At 71.2% G+C, this 17,991-nt stretch carries 19 protein-coding genes; 15 read left to right on the top strand and 4 right to left on the bottom strand.

Annotation, left to right across the window (positions count from 1 at the left end; translation table 11 throughout):
- The first annotated feature begins 66 nt into the window (after positions 1–66).
- The 11 genes from GA0070608_RS11925 to GA0070608_RS11865 all read left to right on the top strand — a co-directional run bounded on the left by GA0070608_RS11925 (position 67) and on the right by GA0070608_RS11865 (position 10,763).
- Positions 67–501, top strand: a complete 435-nt coding sequence (locus GA0070608_RS11925; RefSeq protein WP_091626790.1) for a hypothetical protein — start codon at positions 67–69, stop codon at positions 499–501.
- Between the two features lie 316 nt (positions 502–817).
- Positions 818–1,015, top strand: coding sequence for a hypothetical protein (locus tag GA0070608_RS11920; protein ID WP_091626786.1), 198 nt, complete (start codon positions 818–820; stop codon positions 1,013–1,015).
- A 71-nt stretch (positions 1,016–1,086) separates the two neighbouring features.
- The gene (locus GA0070608_RS32595) at positions 1,087–1,248 is read left to right on the top strand and encodes a hypothetical protein (protein WP_176733701.1); all 162 of its coding nucleotides are present in this window, start codon (positions 1,087–1,089) and stop codon (positions 1,246–1,248) included.
- Positions 1,241–3,976, top strand: coding sequence for a DUF3854 domain-containing protein (locus tag GA0070608_RS11910; protein ID WP_141719455.1), 2,736 nt, complete (start codon positions 1,241–1,243; stop codon positions 3,974–3,976). The genes GA0070608_RS32595 and GA0070608_RS11910 overlap by 8 nt, the downstream gene beginning before the upstream one ends.
- A 189-nt stretch (positions 3,977–4,165) precedes the next feature.
- Positions 4,166–4,405: a hypothetical protein gene (locus tag GA0070608_RS11905; protein ID WP_141719454.1), complete on the top strand. Its 240-nt coding sequence runs from the start codon at positions 4,166–4,168 to the stop codon at positions 4,403–4,405.
- A 330-nt stretch (positions 4,406–4,735) separates the two neighbouring features.
- On the top strand, positions 4,736–5,545 hold the full coding sequence (locus GA0070608_RS11900) for a hypothetical protein (RefSeq protein WP_091626772.1): 810 nt from the start codon (positions 4,736–4,738) through the stop codon (positions 5,543–5,545).
- A gap of 215 nt (positions 5,546–5,760) precedes the next feature.
- Positions 5,761–6,900 carry a hypothetical protein gene (locus GA0070608_RS11890; RefSeq protein ID WP_091626765.1) on the top strand — a complete coding sequence of 380 codons (1,140 nt, stop codon included), beginning with the start codon at positions 5,761–5,763 and terminating at the stop codon, positions 6,898–6,900.
- Between the two features lie 11 nt (positions 6,901–6,911).
- Positions 6,912–7,445: a hypothetical protein gene (locus GA0070608_RS11885; RefSeq protein ID WP_091626762.1), complete on the top strand. Its 534-nt coding sequence runs from the start codon at positions 6,912–6,914 to the stop codon at positions 7,443–7,445.
- A 2-nt stretch (positions 7,446–7,447) separates the two neighbouring features.
- The gene (locus GA0070608_RS11875; RefSeq protein ID WP_245715772.1) at positions 7,448–8,680 is read left to right on the top strand and encodes a helix-turn-helix transcriptional regulator; all 1,233 of its coding nucleotides are present in this window, start codon (positions 7,448–7,450) and stop codon (positions 8,678–8,680) included.
- Positions 8,677–8,928: a hypothetical protein gene (locus tag GA0070608_RS11870; RefSeq protein ID WP_091626758.1), complete on the top strand. Its 252-nt coding sequence runs from the start codon at positions 8,677–8,679 to the stop codon at positions 8,926–8,928. Before GA0070608_RS11875 ends, GA0070608_RS11870 begins: the two co-directional genes overlap by 4 nt.
- 86 nt (positions 8,929–9,014) lie before the next feature.
- Positions 9,015–10,763 (top strand): phage tail protein, encoded by a 1,749-nt coding sequence (locus tag GA0070608_RS11865; protein WP_091626753.1) that lies wholly within the window; start codon positions 9,015–9,017, stop codon positions 10,761–10,763.
- Between the two features lie 21 nt (positions 10,764–10,784).
- On the opposite strand, the gene GA0070608_RS11860 is transcribed toward GA0070608_RS11865, so the two are convergent.
- A complete protein-coding gene (locus GA0070608_RS11860) occupies positions 10,785–11,042 on the bottom strand; it encodes a GntR family transcriptional regulator (RefSeq protein ID WP_091626749.1) in 258 nt (85 codons plus the stop codon).
- A 165-nt stretch (positions 11,043–11,207) separates the two neighbouring features.
- Here GA0070608_RS11860 and GA0070608_RS11855 point away from each other — a divergent pair, with 165 nt between their 5' ends.
- Positions 11,208–11,462, top strand: a complete 255-nt coding sequence (locus GA0070608_RS11855; protein WP_141719453.1) for a hypothetical protein — start codon at positions 11,208–11,210, stop codon at positions 11,460–11,462.
- On the top strand, positions 11,459–11,719 hold the full coding sequence (locus tag GA0070608_RS11850) for a hypothetical protein (RefSeq protein WP_141719452.1): 261 nt from the start codon (positions 11,459–11,461) through the stop codon (positions 11,717–11,719). Before GA0070608_RS11855 ends, GA0070608_RS11850 begins: the two co-directional genes overlap by 4 nt.
- Before the next feature lie 84 nt (positions 11,720–11,803).
- Here the strand turns inward: GA0070608_RS11850 and GA0070608_RS11845 are convergent, their stop codons facing one another.
- The 3 genes from GA0070608_RS11845 to GA0070608_RS11835 all read right to left on the bottom strand — a co-directional run bounded on the left by GA0070608_RS11845 (position 11,804) and on the right by GA0070608_RS11835 (position 15,760).
- Entirely contained in the window at positions 11,804–13,486 is a 1,683-nt protein-coding gene (locus tag GA0070608_RS11845) for a fumarate hydratase (RefSeq protein WP_091626739.1), read from the bottom strand.
- A gap of 67 nt (positions 13,487–13,553) precedes the next feature.
- Positions 13,554–14,993: an outer membrane protein assembly factor BamB family protein gene (locus GA0070608_RS11840; RefSeq protein ID WP_091626736.1), complete on the bottom strand. Its 1,440-nt coding sequence runs from the start codon at positions 14,991–14,993 to the stop codon at positions 13,554–13,556.
- Between the two features lie 281 nt (positions 14,994–15,274).
- On the bottom strand, positions 15,275–15,760 hold the full coding sequence (locus GA0070608_RS11835; RefSeq protein ID WP_091626731.1) for an Lrp/AsnC family transcriptional regulator: 486 nt from the start codon (positions 15,758–15,760) through the stop codon (positions 15,275–15,277).
- A gap of 180 nt (positions 15,761–15,940) precedes the next feature.
- On the opposite strand from GA0070608_RS11835, the gene hppD reads away from it, so the two are divergent.
- Positions 15,941–17,146: a 4-hydroxyphenylpyruvate dioxygenase gene (gene hppD / locus GA0070608_RS11830; RefSeq protein ID WP_091634902.1), complete on the top strand. Its 1,206-nt coding sequence runs from the start codon at positions 15,941–15,943 to the stop codon at positions 17,144–17,146.
- A gap of 11 nt (positions 17,147–17,157) precedes the next feature.
- Complete coding sequence (locus GA0070608_RS11825) at positions 17,158–17,976, top strand: RDD family protein (RefSeq protein ID WP_091626728.1); 819 nt, start codon at positions 17,158–17,160, stop codon at positions 17,974–17,976.
- Positions 17,977–17,991 lie beyond the last annotated feature (15 nt).

Raw genomic sequence — 17,991 nt, 5'->3', positions numbered from 1 at the left:
CACTCCACAGTCATGCCGGTTGCTCGGAATCCCTTGTGTCGCAGGCGTACGCCACACTTCACAGTCATGAAGACGCCCGAGATCCTGTCCGTGATCGCCATCGTGATGAGCACCATCACGCTCACCTGGCAGATCATCTCCTGGCGGCGGACCGGTGCGGTGGTGAAGGTGACCGCCAAGCTGGGCTTCGTCCCGGGGCTCGATGGCAACTTCGTGGTGATCGAGGCCAGCAACTCGGGCCGTACGGCGGTCACGGTGACGGGCTACGGCTTGAAGTGCCCGGACGGCGGCAACTTGATCCAGTTCGACCGGGTGCCGCTGTCCGCTGAGATCCCCCACCGGCTGGAGCCCGGAGCCGAGGCGTCATGGTTGATGCCGATCGAGAACGTCCAGGCGGTGTGTGCGGAGCGGGGCGTCCGGTATCAGGACGTGGTTGCCTGGGTGCGGCTCGGTAGCGGTGGGACCGTCATGGCGAGGAAGCGCGGGGTGGGCCTGAAGTAGGCCGCCCGTCTGACGATCGGGTGCCCGGAATCCGTTGTGGCGTAAGACTTTGCCGTCATGACTGGTGATGCCGGGCACTCGGTCTGAACTTCCCAGGCATGACCCTTGTAAGCAAGACTTGCTAGCAAGACCGGAACGGTAGCGGCCCCCACCGCGTTCCGGCCCCTCGCGCTCAGCGCCAGGGCACGCAGAGCGCCGCCGGAGACGTAGACCCGGTGGCGGACCGGCCTAACGCCGGTCGAGGCAACACCCCGCGTCGGTGAGGTATGGGACAGCCCAACCCGGCACGGAAGCACTCGCACACGAGGAGCTTCCCGTGTCCCGTGACAACCCGACCGTTACCGGGCGTCTGAACGACCCCGCGTACCTGAGCCGCCGGGGTAAGGCCGGTGCCCAGGCCCGCCACTCGGTGGACACCTACGTCCGCGCGCTGGTGAAGCGCGCCCCCCAGCTCACCGAGAACCACCGCGCCCAGCTCCGCGCGCTCCTCGCCTCCACGGACGGGGGCAAGTGATCATGTCGGAGATGACGAACGGCCCCCGCCCGACCAGCGAGAGCCGTCCCCAGACCACTACCAAGACCACTGTGAAGTCTACCCGCTCGTTCGACCCGAGCCGCTGTGACGAGGGTTGCGGCGCGTGCTGGATCACGTTCGCCGGGGATCGTCGGTGGTGCGAGGCCGAGGCCACCAACGTGGCGCGCCGGGACCTGGCCGAGATGCTGGCCGGGGGTGGCGACCGTGGCTGAGCTGGCCCCGGACCACCGGGAGTTCCTGGCCGCCCAGGCTGTGAACCCGGACCTGGCCGAGAAGCTGGGCGTGCGCTCGCTCACCGGCAAGGACGACCTGGCCGAGCTGGGCGAGGACTGGCAGAACTGGGCCAACTTCCCGGCCATCGCGTTCCCCTGGACCAACGAGGAGGGCCGGACGGAGTACCAGATCCGGCCCGACAACCCGACCGAGGACCAGAGGGACGGGCGTCTCCGGAAGTACGTGTTCCGGTCCAAGGACCGGGGTTACCAGCCGGTCCTCTGGGCCGTCCGCCCGGTCAACGACCACACCACGCTGATGCTGATCGTGGAGGGCACCAAGCAGGCCCTGGCCGCCGCCAGCTACGCGCCGCAGCACGTCGCGGTGTACGCCATCGGCGGGTGCCGGATGTGGCAGCGCGAGGGCCTTCCCATCGGGGACCTGATGGTGGCCGAGGACCAGGAGGTGGTCATCCTCCTGGACGCGGACGCCAGCTCGAACCTGGACGTGTACGAGGCCGGGGTGAAGCTCGGCGGCGCACTCACCGACGAGGGCGCGACCTCGGTCGGGTTCGCCCGGATGACCGGCGTCGGGGAGAAGGACGGCCTGGACGATGTGCTGGGCGCTCGCCCCGAGGGCCGCCGGGCCTCGTACCTCGCCCGGATCATCGAGGCGGGCCGCAAGCACAGGAAGCCCGCCGACAAGGCCCCGGTCCGCAAGAAGGCCACCACCCCCACCGAGCCGCCCCGGGCGGATGGTGACCGGGCGGTGGTGGTCGTCAACGAGGACCGGCTGACCGTCATCAACTCGCTGACCGCCGCGCTGGTGGACCGGTTCTCCGGTGTGACGCTGTTCAACCACGGGGAGGTCATCTCCGAGCTGAAGGGCTCCAAGATGACCCCGGTGGACAAGGGCCGGTTCAACAACGTGATCCAGCAGGCGGCCCGCACGCTCAGCAAGTCCGAGGGGCGGGACGGGACCACCTACGTGGACGCCTGGCCCGAGGACAAGACGATGGCCGCCGTGCTGTCCGAGGCGGAGAAGTTCACCCCGCTGGAGCACATCGCCACCACGCCGTTCGTGCGGCCGGACGGGTCGGTCTGCACCACGGCCGGATACGACGACGCCACCCGGTCCCTGTTGGTCCCGGACGAGGTGCTGGAGAAGGTGGAGGTGCCGGAGAACCCCACGGCCGCCGACGTGGAGGCCGCGCGGGACCTCCTCCTGGTGGAGTGGCTGGGGGACTTCCCGTGGGACACCACGGCTGACCGGGCCAACATGCTGGCGCTCATCATCACCCCGTTCATCCGGTCCCTGGTGCCGCTCGTTCCGCTCGCGGTGGTGGACGGGACCGGGAAGGGCGTCGGGAAGAACCTCCTGGCGGACTGCATCTCGATCCTGTTCACCGGCCAGCGCGACGCCCAGCCCATGCCGTACACCAAGGACGACGAGGAGCACCGGAAGGTGATCACCTCGGCCTTCCGTGAGGGCTCCAGCCTGTTCATCTTCGATGAGGCACACGAGATCGAGGGGGCGAACTTCGCCAGGGCCATCACGTCGATGACCTACCAGGACCGCGTTCTGGGCGTCTCGCGGATGGCCCGGTTCCCGAACCGGGTCACCTGGATCTCGTTGGGCAACAACGTCAAGGTCGAGGGCGACATGATCCGCCGGGTCTACCGCATCCGGATCGACCCCAAGACCGCCAACCCGGAGGACCGGCCGTCCAGCTCGTTCCGGCACCCCGGCCTGTCCGGCCTGGATCTCCGGTCGTGGACCGAGGTCAACCGGGCGGCGCTGTTGCGCGCGGTCCTAGTGCTGGTGCGCGCCTGGTTCGCCCAGGGCCAGAAGAAGGCGGTGCGTGCGGAGTCGTTCGGATCGTTCGAGGTCTGGGAGGGCATCGTGGGCGGCATCTGCGCGATGGCCGGTGTCCCCGGCTTCCTCGGCAACCTGAAGGCGTGGCGCGGCACCTCGAACTTCAGCTCCAGCTACTGGTCCGCCCACCTGGAGTGGTTGTTCGAGCAGTTCGGCAACGGGACGTTCTTCGCGGCCGAGGTGAAGCGGCGCGCCCTGGCGGACCCCGAGGGGTTCCAGCCCCCGCCGGACAACGAGGACACCACGTCCAAGGGCTTCGCTCGGGTGCTGGGCCAGCAGTACGCCGGGCTGGCCGGTCAGTGGTACGACGGGCTCCAGATCGTCCGCACCGGCACCGGCAAGGGGGAGCGGGTCAAGTGGGCCGTGGAGGGCTCGCCCGTGGCTCCCCAGGGGTCGGAAGGGTCGGAACGGTCGGAACCCCTCTCCTCGAATCTCCCGTGGAACACCACTCCTGTGGTGGTCGTAGAGGTAGAGGAGCACGTGTCACACGGGGAGGCAGGGCCGGAACCTTCCGACCGTTCCGACCCTTCCGACCCCCCGACCGGCCCGCCGGTGGACTGGGTGCCCTCGGCCCCCGGTGACGGGGTGGCCGGGTACGTGACCGAGCTGTCCGAGGACGGGGACGAGGAGTTCGGCGGGTTGTACCCGGTCGTCATCCTCCGCACCCGGACCGGTCTGGTCCGCATCACCGGAAGCCCGCCCGCCCTCCGCCGCGCCCTGGCGGATGCGACCCCCGAGGTGGGCAACGCCATCGGTGTGAAGTTCCTCGGGGAGCGCCCGATCAACGGTGACCCCAACCGCAAGGCCGGTCAGTACCGGGTCATCCAGAGGGCCAAGGAGCCCACCTCGTGAGCCCCCTGTACCGCCCCGATCTGGCCCGGCTCCTGGCCCTGGTGGCCGCGCTCGCCATCGCCTGGCAGACCGCCCGCCCCTGATCCCCCGAGACCCCAGCCCCGGGCCGTTTACTGGTGACGGCCCGGGGCTGGTCCCTCTCCGGCCCCGGACCACACTGGACCGGATCAGCCGATGGAGGAGAACGAGATGCAACCTGCTGTCAGCTTCGGGGCCTGGCTGGCCCTCCAGACCGACCGTCGTGATCCCGTGGGTGACCTGGCCCGGGACTTCCTCGGTGACGACGGATGCGGCCGGTGCTCGGACATCACCGAGGAGGCCCCGTTCATGGGAGTCGAGGACGTGGCCGCGACCCTGACCGAGCACCGGGCCTCACAGCCCGCGTTCGACGCCTTCAACATGGCGTGCGCCGAGTGGACCGGTCGCTGACCTGACCCGCTCCATCAGCCCCGGTCGTCCGCCCCGGACTGCCGGGGCTGATTGCTGTCCGGCCCTGCCCCTCGGCCCGCCGCGAGATGTCACCCCAAATCGTGAAATGCCCTCTCGCCGGAATGCCATCAAGGGGACAGCATTGATCACGGGGCCACCGCGCCCCGGCGCACCTGGCGTCCGATTCGTCCGGCCAGGGCTGCCCGATCGAGAGAGGCCCGCTCCACCCCGTCCCCCGGTCGCTGATTCGTCCAGGACCGCTCCGCTCACCGGCACGCACCATAAGAGTCATTCCTGTGCACGGCATTTCACCGCAAAGAGGACACAGACATGGGCCTGATCCCCGGCCAGATCGTCACCCCGCCGGAGCCCGGCCTACGCCGGTACGGCCTGTTCAACGCCGCGTCCGGCCCGCTGGACCTCCCCGCCCCGCACGGTGAGGGAGGCGGCATCCGGTACACCCCCGTCACGTGCGGTGCCGCGTACGCCTACGGCGTCAACTGCTACGGGGGCGAGGTGGCCGCGCCCGCCAAGCCGCTGGACGGCGGCAACCCCGAGGTGGCAACCGGCGTGTTTCTCACGCTCGCCACCCTGGAATGCACCCAGGTCGGTTACACCGAGGCTGAGCTACGCGCCCAGGTCGTCCGCCGGTTGGAGGCCAGCGAACAGCCCACCGTGGAGCGCGCGCTCTGGTCCGGCCTGGACTTTGAGGGCAACGCCCTGGACATCCTCAACCTGGACGCCGAGGCCGAGGCGGTCTCCGGCGGGTACGACCCGGACCTGATCACGGACGTGGTGGGCGCGCTGGAGCGCTACGCCTACACCGATCAGGGCTACGGCTACGGGGCCACGATCCACGCCCCCATCGAGGCCGCCGCGTTCGCCGCCGAGGCGGGGCTGATCCTCCAGGACGGTCCGCGCAAGGTCACCCCGCTGGGCTCCGTCTGGGCGTTCGGCGCGTACCCGCTGGGCGAGGTCATCGTGACCGGCCAGGTGACCCTCTGGCGCGCCCAGGAGGCACAGGTCCACACCTCGTTCGACCGGGAGACGAACCTCCGTCTGATGGTCGCTGAGCGGGCCTGGGCGGCATCGTTCGATTGCCTCGCGGGCCGGGCCACCTTCACCCCGCTGGGGAGCTGACCCATGCGCCCGGACCCTTCCAAGCCGCACCGCCAGGCGGACCGCCCCGCCTGGTTCCGGCTGTGCTGCCCGGGAACGTGCCCGGCCGATCTCGTCAAGGGGGCGGCCGAGGCCGCGCGCCTGGTCCGTGACCACCCGGCCGTCTGCCCCTCCCCTGGCCCGGTGCTGCCCGGGAGCACGGTCCACCCGCTGGTCTACGCCGATCGGATCGGCCGATGAGTAGTCGGGGCCGCCGCCAGAACCCGCCGCCGGTCCGGTGCTCGGCCACCGCCCAGCGCACCGGGGACCAGTGCGAGCGCTGGGCCGTCCCCGGACGGCTCCAGTGCAAGCTCCACGGTGCGTACGCGGGCCGGGGCGGGAAGGCCGTGGCCGAGGAGCGCGCCGCCGGGACCATCACCCTGGCCGAGATGATGGCGAACAACCCGGGCCGCCCGGTCTGGGAGGTCATCCTGGACTCGATCCGCACCGTGGACGTGCTCGCCCAGGCCGCCGCCCAGGACGTGGCCCAGGGCCGGGTCACCACGGCCGAGGGCATCGAGCGCGTGGCCGGGCTCGCCCGGTCCGCGCACGCGATGGCCGCCAGCGCGGTGGCGACCAAGGCCCTGGACATGGCGACCCAGGTCCCCCGTCAGTGGGAGGCCGTGGCATCGGACCGGGTGGCCGTGCTCCTCCTGGAGTGGATCGGCCTACCGTCCGGCCGGGCCGTGATCGAGGCCATCAAGGCGGCGCTGGGTGACATGGACCTGAACGATTCGCGCCCCGCTCCCCGGCCGGACGGCCCGCCGTTCCTGGCACTGGTGACCCAGGCCCAGGCCGCCGCGCTGGCTCCCCGGCTCGGCCTGGCCGCCGGGGACCTGACCACCTGGTTCTCCCGGGTGGCGGACGCGGTGGCGGACGGTCGTCCGGTGCCCGCGCTGCCGGGCGCTCCGATCGCCGCGCTCCCGGCCGCTGAAGGGTCGGAAGGGTCGGAACGGTCGGAACCTCTCTCCTCGAATCTCCCGTGGAACACCACTCCCGTGGTGACCGCAGAGAGCAAGGCACGTGTTCCACACGGGGAGGCAGGGCCGGAACCTTCCGACCGTTCCGACCCTTCCGACCCCCCGGCCGCTGAGCCCGAGGTCTTGACACTTCACGGTCAGGCTCAGGCTCAGGCCGAGGAGCCCGAGGTGGTGGACGCCGAGCTGGTGGACGAGCCGGAGCCCGAGCGCCAGCCCTCCCGGATCTTCGATGAGGAGCGCCGGATCTACGTCCGGAACCCCAAGTACGTCCGGCGCGCCAGCGGCTCCAGCGGCGTGACCACCCTCGGGTATCGCGGGGGCCAGCCGACCATGCCAGCCACCCGCCTGAGCTACTGAAGGAACCCGCCATGACCACTACGGCCGAACAGATCAAGTCCTACCAGCGGAGCTGGTTCCCGTCGCATCACCAACTGACCGACGCCCAGCGCGCCGAGCGCGCCGAGCTGATGCGGCTCGCCTCGCTCTCGATGCCGCGCCCCCGGGGGCTGACCGCCTCCCAGCACGCCGAGCGCCGGGCCGCTCTGGTGGCCGCCGCCGAGCCGTACAGGAACCCGGACTTGTTGCGCCGGGTCACGGCTGGTGACCGGCCCGCCGAGTTCCGCTCCCGGACCAGCTCCTACCAGGCCCAGATCGGGCGCGCCCTGGACGGCGTGCTGAGCCGTCGAACCACGGACGCCCGGCGCGACCTGGCCGCCGCGCTGGGCCGCGCCGACCACCGGCGACGGATGGAGGCCGCCAGCGCGCTGGGCCGCGTCCAGGGGCGGGCGCTCGCCCGGCGCGAGCACAGCGCCGCGATCCTGGCCGCCCTGGACCGGCGCACCGAGGCCGCCCTGGAGCGCAAGCGGCGTCAGGTCCCCCAAGGCCCGATCCGGCTGATCTGACCATGACCGAGTTCGTGGGCTACCGCGCCGCCGCCGCGTACCTGGGCATCAACATGCACACGCTCTCTGCCCACGTCTCCCATGGCATCGGCCCCGAGCCCGAGCTGGACCGGGCGCTGGTGAACGGAAGCCCCCACATCGTGTTCACCAAGGCCGAGCTGGACCGCTGGCTGGACGAGCGACCCATGACCTCCCACCAGGCCGCCAAGTACCTGGGCATCCCCAGGGGGACACTCTCCGGCTACGTCATAGAGGGGACCGGCCCGGAGCGGGACCTGGTTGGCGGCCGGTCGGTGTTCACCAAGGACGAGCTGGACCGCTGGGTGAGAAGGCGGGCCAGGCAAGGCAAGAAGACCAACAGACCGACCACGGAGGACCGAGACATGTTCGCTCGCAAGACCAAGACCCCCAGGCCCGCCCAGGCCAAGACCACCGACCCCCGCGCCGCGCTGGTCCACGCGCTGGCCGATGCCGGGGAGGTCATCGCGTCGGCGTGCGGCACGTGCGGGGCCACGGTCGCCAAGGACGACCCCGAGGCCGAGCAGACCTACCGCCAGGTGGGCACGTGGCCCTACTCCCGCCAGGTCCGCTCCTGGCGCTTCCACCGGGTGTGCTCCCTGGCCACCGGCGGTGCCGAGCTCCTGGCGCTGGCGCTCGATCCCACCGCGCGCCCGGTCCGGGTCACCCAGGCTCACGCGGACGTGGCGCGCACGCTCGGCGTGCCGCTGGCGTACCGGGAGCTGGAGAAAGCCTCGTCCACCGACGCGGGCCGGGGCCGCTCCCCGTTCCAGCACATCCCCCGTGCGGAGCTGGCCGAGCTCCGCGCCGCCGTGGAGAAGCGCCACCGGGAGCTGACCGTCCCGGTCCCCCACTCCTCCGGCTGGCCGTGCGCCGGGTGCGGCCGGTCTCACGAGCTGGCGGACGCCTGGGGCACCTACCAGGGCCGCCCGGTGTGCGCCGGGTGCTCCCAGCGCATCCAGCGCGCCAAGATCCCGGGTAACCGGCGGGTGGAGGAGTACGCCCTGGAGGCGGCCCGGGACCTGATCCCGGCGCGCCGCCAGGTGAGCCCGTTCCCGCTGGCGCGCGAGATGGCCTCGTACCGGCCGCTTGGTCCCGGGGAGCGGCGCGAGCCCTGGGCGTACGTGACCGACCTCCCCGAGGTGCCGCTGACCACGGAGGAGCGGCTGGCCGCGCGCCTGGCCGAGCTGGAGTCCCGGCTGGCGGTGGCGGCATGAGCACGGCCGCCGGGACGCCGGTCACCGTGGAGTGGGGCGGCCGGTCCGCCACGGTGTCCTCCTCCCCCCATCCCCCGGTCCAGGTAGAGGGGCGGCACGCCTGGACGGCCGCGCTGATGTTCGACCTCGCGGACCCGGACCGCGCGCTGATCCTGGACGCCGAGAACCTTCGGTCCGTCACGGTCTTCTGTCGGTGGTGCCGCGTCTCCACCGACGACGGGACGCCGTGCCCCGGCCACCCGGCGTGAAGTGCCCCCTCGTCATCGGGACGAGGGACGACAACGCTGAAAAGCGTTGCGGCACAACAACTTTGCAGTCTTGAGAGGAGGCGGACGTGTCGGATGTCGGTTCCGCCCGCGTAGAAGTCACTGGCGACGTTCGCCGGTTCGCCCGGGACACCGAGCGCGACCTGGACCGCGCCCTGAGCCGGATCAAGACCCCGACCATCGACGTCAAGGCGGACGTGGACGTGGACCGGGGCCGCCTCGGCTCCTCGTTCGCCGGAGCGGGGACCGAGGCCGCCCAGGCGATGACCGAGAGCATCGGGAAGGGCCTGGGCGGGCTCTCCTCCGCGCTGGGGAGCAACCCGTACGTGGCCGCCGCCGGTGCCGCCATCGCGGCCACCATCGCGGCCGTGGCCGCCCCGGCGATCGGCGCGCTCCTGTCCGGCGCGCTCATCGGTGGCGCTGGCCTGGGCGTGATCGGGCTCGGGGCGTGGTTGCTCCGGGAGGAGCCCGCTCTGAAGGCCGCCGCCAGCTCGTTGACCGGCACCCTGAAGTCAACCTTCACCGACGCGGCCAAGCCGATGCTCGGCCCCCTGGTGGAGGCGCTGGGGACGTTCGAGGAGCTGGTGAAGCGGATCAGCCCCCAGATCCGCGAGATGTTCAAGGGGCTGGCGGACTCGGGCGCGATCCAGGCCCTGGCCGAGGGGCTGGCCGGGCTGGTGGAGAACGCCCTCCCCGGGTTCCAGGAGCTGATCACGGCGGCCGGACCGTTCCTGAAGGAGATGGCCGCCGCGCTGCCGATCCTCGGGACCGGGCTGTCCGTGTTCTTCTCCGCCATCGCGGACGGGGGGCCGGGGGCGGCCCTGTTCTTCAAGGACTTCTTGACCTTCATCAGCTCCATGATCGCGGGCCTGGGCGTGATGCTGGGCTGGCTGAGCTCGGTCTACCCGACCGTGCGTCAGTTCTTCATCGACGCGGCGGCCTGGATTCAGGGCGCGATCGGGTGGCTGACCCAGTTCGGTGTCACCGTGGGGACGGCCCTCGCTCCCCTGGTCCCGATCTTCACCGGCGTGTGGCAGACCATTAGCGCGGTGGTCAGTACCGCGTGGAAGCTGATCGTGAACGCGGTGACCACTGCCATCAACGTGGTGAAGGGCGTCATCGCCGCTGTCTCGGCCGCCATCCGGGGCGACTGGCAGGGGACCTGGAACGGGATCAAGTCGGTGGTCTCGGCCGTGCTGAACGGCATCCGGACGGCGGTCTCCACCACCCTGAACGGCATCAAGAGCGTGATCTCCGGCGCGCTGAGCACCATTCGGGCCGCCTGGACGGCCGGGTGGAACGCGATGGTGTCGGTGGTCACCGGTGCGGCGTCCCGGGTGCGCTCGGCCGTGGCCGGGCTGCGCCAGACCGTCATCGGCGCGTTCTCCGCCGCCGGTAGCTGGCTGACCGATGCGGGCCGCCGGATCATTGACGGTCTGATCTCCGGGCTCCGGTCCGGGTTCGATCGGGTGCGCTCCACCCTGAGCTCCCTCACCTCGATGCTCCCGGACTGGAAGGGACCGGCGGAGGTGGACGCCAAGATCCTCCGCAAGTCCGGTCAGCTCGTGATGGCCGGGTTCGAGGCTGGCATGACCGACCGGTTCGCCAACGTCCGGAAGACCCTCGGGGACCTGACGGGGGACCTCCCGGCGTGGAGCGGCGGACGGCCGCGCGGTGGGGACGGGGCCAGCGCGGGCGGGTCGCTGAGCATCGGGGAGCTTCACGTCCACGTCTCGGGCGCGACCGGGCGTGAGGCTGGGGAGGCAGCGGCCGAGGCGATCCTGGAGCGGCTGGGCGCTGCCACGCTCGCCCGGTGACGCGGGTACCGAGCTTGACAGTTAAGCGTCAGGATTCCCGGTGCCGGCGGCCTCGGGCGTGACGAACGTGCCGCGCCCGGTGAAGGTGACCACCCGGCCCTCCTCGCGGAGCTGGTCCAGCGCGGCCCGCACGGTGCCGCGCGCCACGTCGTAGGTCTGCGCCAGCGTGACCTCCCCGGGGAGCTTGTGCCCGGGTTGCCACTCGCCGCTGTCGATCTTCGCCCGTAGCACGTCGGCCAACTGCTCAGCGAATGAGCGCGGCGACCAGGGGTCGATCATGCCTTCAAGGTCTCACCTGTCCAGGCGCGCCACGCTGTCCATGCTGTTCGTTCGATGGACACGGTAGACAGGTTGGGCCTACGGTGACGGGAGACCTTGCAGTCGGCCCCCGGCTCGCGTGGTAGCGCTCACCGGGGGCCTTGATCGGACACGGGAGGTCCGACCGTGAACAGTTTCCCCGACCCGGCCCCACCGGACGAACCCACACCCGCCCGCCTGATGGAGCTCTACCCGCCCGGCAAGAGCCCGGTCATCGACCGAGCGGAGAACGCGCTCCGGGCGTTCGAGGCCACCGACCGGCCCAGCGCCGAACGTCTGCTGTCCCAGTGGCACCACAGCCCCGAGTTGTCCCGCCGGGAGCGGGCGGCCGTGCTGGCCCGGTTCGACCCCACCGGTTCGAGCGGGAGGGGGTGGACGTGATCCAGCTACCGGCGGTGCGCGTGGTCGTCACCGACGCTCCCCCGGGGCGGCCGGTCATCGCGTGGCTGGACACCGGGAGCGGCCCCGGGCTGGAGTTGGTGGTCCCACCGGAGCAACGCTGGCGGATCACGCGGCGGGGTGACGATGACGTGCTGTTGCTCATGCCGGAGCCGGAGGACGTGGAGGCGTTGCGCATCTTCTCGAACGCTCATCAGCTCTGGAGCGCCTACGACCCCGAGGAGCAAGACCCCCTCTGACCGCTGAGGGCTGACCCGAACAGCTCCCGGCACGCGGAACCCCCGGCCCGATTTTCTGGCCGGGGGTTCCGTCGTTTACACAGCTCAGGACGCCGAACGGCTCCCGATCGTTAGGTAACTCTTAGGACTCATCACATCGGCGAAGAAGTCGTTGCCCTTGTCGTCGACCACGATGAAGGCCGGGAAGTCCTCCACCTGGATCTTCCAGACCGCCTCCATGCCCAGCTCCGGGTATTCCAGGACCTCGACGTGCCTGATGCAGTCCTGCGCGAGCCGGGCGGCCGGACCGCCGATCGAGCCGAGATAGAAGCCGCCGTGCTGCTGGCAGGAGCGGGTGACCTGGGCGGACCGGTTGCCCTTGGCGAGCATCACCTGCGATCCGCCCGCGGCCTGGAACTTCTCCACGTACGCGTCCATCCGGCCGGCGGTGGTCGGGCCGAACGAGCCGGACGCGTAGCCCTCCGGAGTCTTGGCCGGGCCGGCGTAGTAGACCGCGTGGTCGCGTAGGTACTGCGGCATCGGCTCACCGGCGTCCAGCCGCTCGGCGATCTTGGCGTGCGCGATGTCGCGGGCCACCACCAACGGGCCGGTCAGCGACAGCCGGGTCTTCACCGGATACTTCGACAGCTCGGCGCGGATCTCGTCCATCGGTCGGTTGAGGTCGACCCGGACCACCTCGGAGGCGTCGAGCGTCTCGTCGGTGACGTCGGGCAGGTAGCGCGCCGGGTCGGTCTCGAGTCGTTCCAGCCACACGCCCGACGGGGTGATCTTCGCGACCGCCTGCCGGTCCGCCGAGCAGGACACGGCAATCGCCACCGGGCAGGAGGCACCGTGCCGGGGCAGCCGGACCACCCGCACGTCGTGACAGAAGTAGCGCCCACCGAACTGCGCGCCGATACCGAAGTTGCGGGTCAGTTCCAGCACCTCCGCCTCCAGCTCCAGGTCCCGGAAGCCGTGCGCGCTCATCGAGCCGGAGGTGGGCAGCGCGTCGAGGTACTTGGCGCTGGCGTACTTGGCGGTCTTCAACGCGTACTCACCGGAGGTGCCGCCGATGACGACGGCGAGGTGGTACGGCGGGCAGGCCGCGGTGCCGATCAGCCGCAGCTTCTCCTCCAGGAACTGCATCATCCGGGTGGGGTTCAGCAGCGCCTTGGTCTCCTGGTAGAGGTACGACTTGTTGGCCGAGCCACCGCCCTTGGCCATGAAGAGGAACTTGTAGGCGTCGGGGTGCCCGTCCGGGTCCTCCGCGTAGAGCTCGACCTGGGCCGGCAGGTTGCTGCCCGTGTTGCGCTCCTCCCACATGGTCAGCGGGGCGAGCTGCGAATAGCGCAGGTTGAGCCGGGTGTACGCCTGGTAGACGCCGCGCGAGACGGCCTCGGCGTCGCTGCCGTCGGTGAGCACGTGCCGGCCCCGCTTGCCCATCACGATCGCGGTGCCGGTGTCCTGGCACATCGGCAGCACACCGCCGGCCGCGATGTTGGCGTTGCGCAGCAGGTCGAGCGCGACGAACCGGTCGTTCGGCGAGGCCGCCGGATCGTCGATGATCGCCCGCAACTGGGCCAGGTGCGCGGGGCGCAGGTAGTGCGCGATGTCGTGCATCGCCTCGGCGGTCAGCGCGGTGAGCGCGGTCGGCTCCACGGTCAGGAACCGGCGGCCCCCGGGACCGTTGACGACGTCGACGCCCTCGTCGGTGACCAGGCGGTATTCGGTCTGGTCCGGACCGGTCGGCAGCAAGGGGGCGTACGAGAACGCGGCGGCACTGCTCATGAGCGGAAAGCCTAGGGCAGAAGAGTCGATCAGTCCCACCCGCCGGGTGGGTCCTGGGACGACGCTCTCACCCGGGGCAGAGCTCCCGCTTCGGGCCGCAGCTCTCCGCCGGCCCAGGAACCCCCGCCGTGCCGCCGGGGCCGGGCACGCCGGGGCCGGGCACGCCACCGTCACCCGTCCGGGCGGGGGCACCCGGTGCGCCACCGAAGCTGACGTACCCGATCTCCCGCCCCTCGCCGATCACCATGCCCCTCGGGCCGACCGCCAGGGCGTTCGCGGAGGTGCGCAGGCTCACCAACTCCCGCCCGGTACGCGGGTCCAGCGCCACCAGCCGGGACGGCTTCTCGTCGGCGATCACGGCCGCGTACGGGGTGAGAGCGGCACCGGCCTTCGCCCCGGCGGGGCGGGTCCACCGAACTCGTCCCGCGCCCAACTCCCGGCCGACCACCGCACCCTTGTCGGCCGGCCGGACCAACGCGTACCGGTCGTCGACGGCGAGCAGCCGCTCCCCAGCCGAGGTGACCAGCAGCAGCCGCCCGTCGTAACCGTCAAGAACCGCCTCGCGGGCATCCGGGGCCACCCCGATCAGCACGTTACGCGCGCCGTGCGGGTCCTCCCGCTGTACGCAGCCGGCGCTGTCGGCGGTCCGCAGGTTGATCCCGGCCCGCTGCCACGCCTCCTGGCCGGTCGCCGCGTCCCTGCCGGAGATGGCGAAGTAGCAGGTGCCGTCCTGGGAACGGGCGGTGATCCGCAGCAGTCGGCCGCCGACCACCGACAGCCGCTCGTCCCGGCCGGGCTCGACATCCTGGAGCATCCGCCCGGTGGCGGTGTCGAGGACGTGCACCCGGCCGTCGATGGGGAAGCCGAGCAGCGGCGGAACGGGCTCTGGGCCGGCCACCTCCTCGTCGATCCGGACGGCGTCGAGCCGGCGGGTGCCGAGCAGCCCTGGGTTGTCGCCGAGCAGGCCGCTGCGCACCCCCGGCACGAAGGCCGTCCAGAGCGGGGCGGTGCCGCGCGGGTCCCAGGCGCTCAGCGTGCAGTCGGTGGCGTCGACGCAGCGCGCGTCGAGCAGCATGTTGCGGTACGTCCACACGGCCACCGCGTCGCCGTTGCGCCGCCGCGTGGCGCCGGTCGTCGGGTCCAGCACCTCGTACCCCTTGACCAGCAACTTGCCCACGACGATGACCGCGTCCCGGTCACCGCCGGTCACCGCGGACCAGTCGGCCTTACGTTCCCAAAGCTGGGCGCCGGTGGCCAGGCTGCGGGCCTCCACCCGGGTGCGCTGCTCGACCACCACGGTGTCGCCCGCGATGGTCACGCTGCGCGGGGTACCGCCGACACGCTGCTGCCAGACCACGTCCGGCTCGGAGATCGGCTCGCTGCGGTCGACCCAGTCCCACACGCCGGGGAACGGGTTCCACACTCCGGTCGCGGCGAGCGCGACGACCATGATGAGCGCGAGCAACAGCCCGCCACGCCACACTCCGAGGCCGCCCGCCTTCGCCACACGCACACGGTAGCGACGAGCCCCCAGCTCCCGTGGTCCCACACCCCCGTGTCGCCCCCCTTTCTCCCCACCCTCGCCGCACACCCCCTCGCCGCGCGATCTTGCACTTTCGGCCCCCGCCCCGTCGCCGCCCGCCCCGCATCCCGCGATCTTGCACTTTCGGCCCCCGAAATATCCGTTCCAGGCGATATGCCGGGGCCATAACTGCAAGATCGACGTGCCGGGCGGGGCGGGGCGGGCGGGGCGTGTCCGGGAGGGGGTGGGGGTGGGGTGGGGGGTGGTCAGGTGGTGGCGGAGCGGACGAGGGGGAGGGTGCGGTAGGGGATCTGTTCGGCCAGGGCGATGATCGTCGAGGCACGGCGGATGCCCTCGTACGAGACGATCTGGTCGATCACCCGCTGGAGGTCGGTGTTCGATCGGGCCACGATCCGGCAGAGCAGGTCGCTGGAGCCGGTGATGGTGTGCGCCTCCAGCACCTCCGGGATCGCGGCCAGGTGCGCGGCGACCAGGTCGTGCCCGTGCCGTTGGCTGATCTCCAGGGTGACGAAGCTGGTCACCCCGAACCCGATCGCCGCCGGGGAGATCTCCGGCCCGAACCCCCCGATGACCCGCCGTTCGACGAGCTTGTCCAACCGGGCCTGCACGGTGCCGCGGGCGACCCCGAGGCGTCGCGAGCACTCCAGCACCCCGATCCGCGGTTCCTCGGCGAGCAGTTCGATCAATCGTGCATCGAGGACGTCGAGCTGTACACCTTGACCAGCATTCATGCCAATGCACCCTACTGAATGCGCAACCTGACCAGGCCTAAGTTCGACAGTTGCCCAGTGCGCCGCCGCACCGCGATCCTCGCCACAGAAGCACAGAGCACGACGGCACGGAACACGACAGCACCGAACACGACCAACGGCGGCGGACACGAGGCCGACCGGAACTTGAGGGAGACCGCGATGACCCAGGCGATCGACCGTTCCCAGGCGACCGACGACGTCGACGTCGATGTGCTCATCGGCGCCGTCGACCACGACATCAGCCGCGACCCGTTCCCGGTCAGGGGCCTCGACCACGTGCACTTCCTGGTGGGCAACGCCAAGCAGGCCGCGCACTACTACTCCACCGCGTTCGGCATGACCTGCGTGGCGTACCGGGGCCCGGAGCAGGGCTACCGGGACCACGCCCAGTACGTGCTGACCAGCGGTTCGGCCCGGTTCGTGCTGACTGGCGCGGTCCGCCCGGACGCCGAGGGCGCCGAGCACGTGGCGAAGCACAGCGACGGTGTCTCCGACATCGCGCTGGAGGTGCCGGACGTCGACGCCGCGTACGCGCACGCCGTCGCGCAGGGCGCCACCGGCCTGGTCGAGCCGCACGACGTCAGCGACGAGCACGGCACCGTCCGGCTGGCCGCCATCGCGGCGTACGGCGACACCCGGCACACCCTGGTCGACCGGTCCCGCTACACCGGCCCGTTCCTGCCCGGCTTCGTGGCCCGCAAGCCGATCGTGGACCGGCAGCCGATGATCGACGCCGGCCTCCAGCCGAAGCGCTTCTTCCAGGCCGTCGACCACGTGGTCGGTAACGTCGAGCTCGGCCGGATGGACGACTGGGTCGAGTTCTACAAGCGGGTCATGGGCTTCTCGAACATGGCCGAGTTCATCGGCGACGACATCGCCACCGACTACTCGGCGCTGATGAGCAAGGTCGTGGCGAACGGCACCCGCAAGGTGAAGTTCCCGCTCAACGAGCCGGCCATCGCCCGCAAGAAGTCGCAGATCGACGAGTACCTGGAGTTCTACCAGGGCCCGGGCGCCCAGCACATCGCCGTGGCCACCAACGACATCCTGGGCAGTGTCGACGCGATGCGCGCCGCCGGCGTCGAGTTCCTGGACACCCCGGACTCGTACTACGACGACCCGGAGCTGCGTGCCCGGATCGGCCAGGTGCGGGTACCGATCGAGGAGCTGAAGGCCCGCAAGATCCTGGTGGACCGGGACGAGGACGGTTACCTGCTCCAGATCTTCACCAAGCCGGTGCAGGACCGCCCGACGGTCTTCTTCGAGCTGATCGAGCGGCACGGCTCGCTCGGCTTCGGCAAGGGCAACTTCAGGGCGCTCTTCGAGGCCATCGAGCGGGAGCAGGAAGCGCGCGGCAACCTGTAACACTGACGAGCGTGACGCAGCCTCCGACGTACCCGACGCCGCCGGCCGGTGGGCAACCGCCCGCCGCCGGCGGCTTCGCGCCGCCGTCCGGTCCCGCCAGTCAGGGGTACGCGGTGCCGCAGCAGCACGCCCCGTCCGGCCAGGTCCCGCCACCGGGCTGGACCGGGCCGCCGCCCCCGGGCTGGGCCCCACCGCCTCCCGGCTGGAACGGCCCGCCACCCCCGGGCTGGGCCCCACCGCCTCCCGGCTGGAACGGCCCGCCGCCTGCGGGCTGGACCGGTCCGCCGCCCCGGCCGGCCCCGACGCTCGGCCCGGGCGGCCAGCCGCTCGCCACCTTCGGTGACCGGTTGCTCGCCGTGCTGATCGACGGTGCGCTGGGCATGCTGGTGGTGATGGTGCTCCTCTTGCCGCCGTTGCTGATCCTGTTCTGGGACATGGCGGCCGAGCTGACCCGGGCCAACCCCGACGGCACGCTCGGGCCACAGCCCGTCTCGTTCCTCTACGACTTCATGCTGCCGCTGGTCCTGATCGAACTGGGTCTGATGGTGGTGATGCTCGGGATCTACTGGCTCTATTACGTGGAGTACATGAAGCGCACCGGGCAGACGTTCGGCAAGCGGATGATGAAGCTGCGGATCGTTCCGCTCGACCCGACCGCCACGCTGGACCGGCGGATGGCCGGCCGGCGGTACGCCGTGCAGTACCTCGCCGCCGGTCTCCTGCCCGGCCTCAGCTACCTCGACGGGCTCTGGCAGCTGTGGGACAAGCCCTGGCAGCAGTGCCTCCACGACAAGTTCGCCGGCACCGTCGTCGTTAAGGTGTCTGCGTGAGCAAGCGCAGCGAGA

The organism is Micromonospora peucetia (assembly GCF_900091625.1).
Lineage (GTDB): Bacteria > Actinomycetota > Actinomycetes > Mycobacteriales > Micromonosporaceae > Micromonospora > Micromonospora peucetia.
The sequence above is the reverse complement of the archived record's forward strand: the minus strand, read 5'-3'. Positions and strand labels throughout refer to the sequence as shown.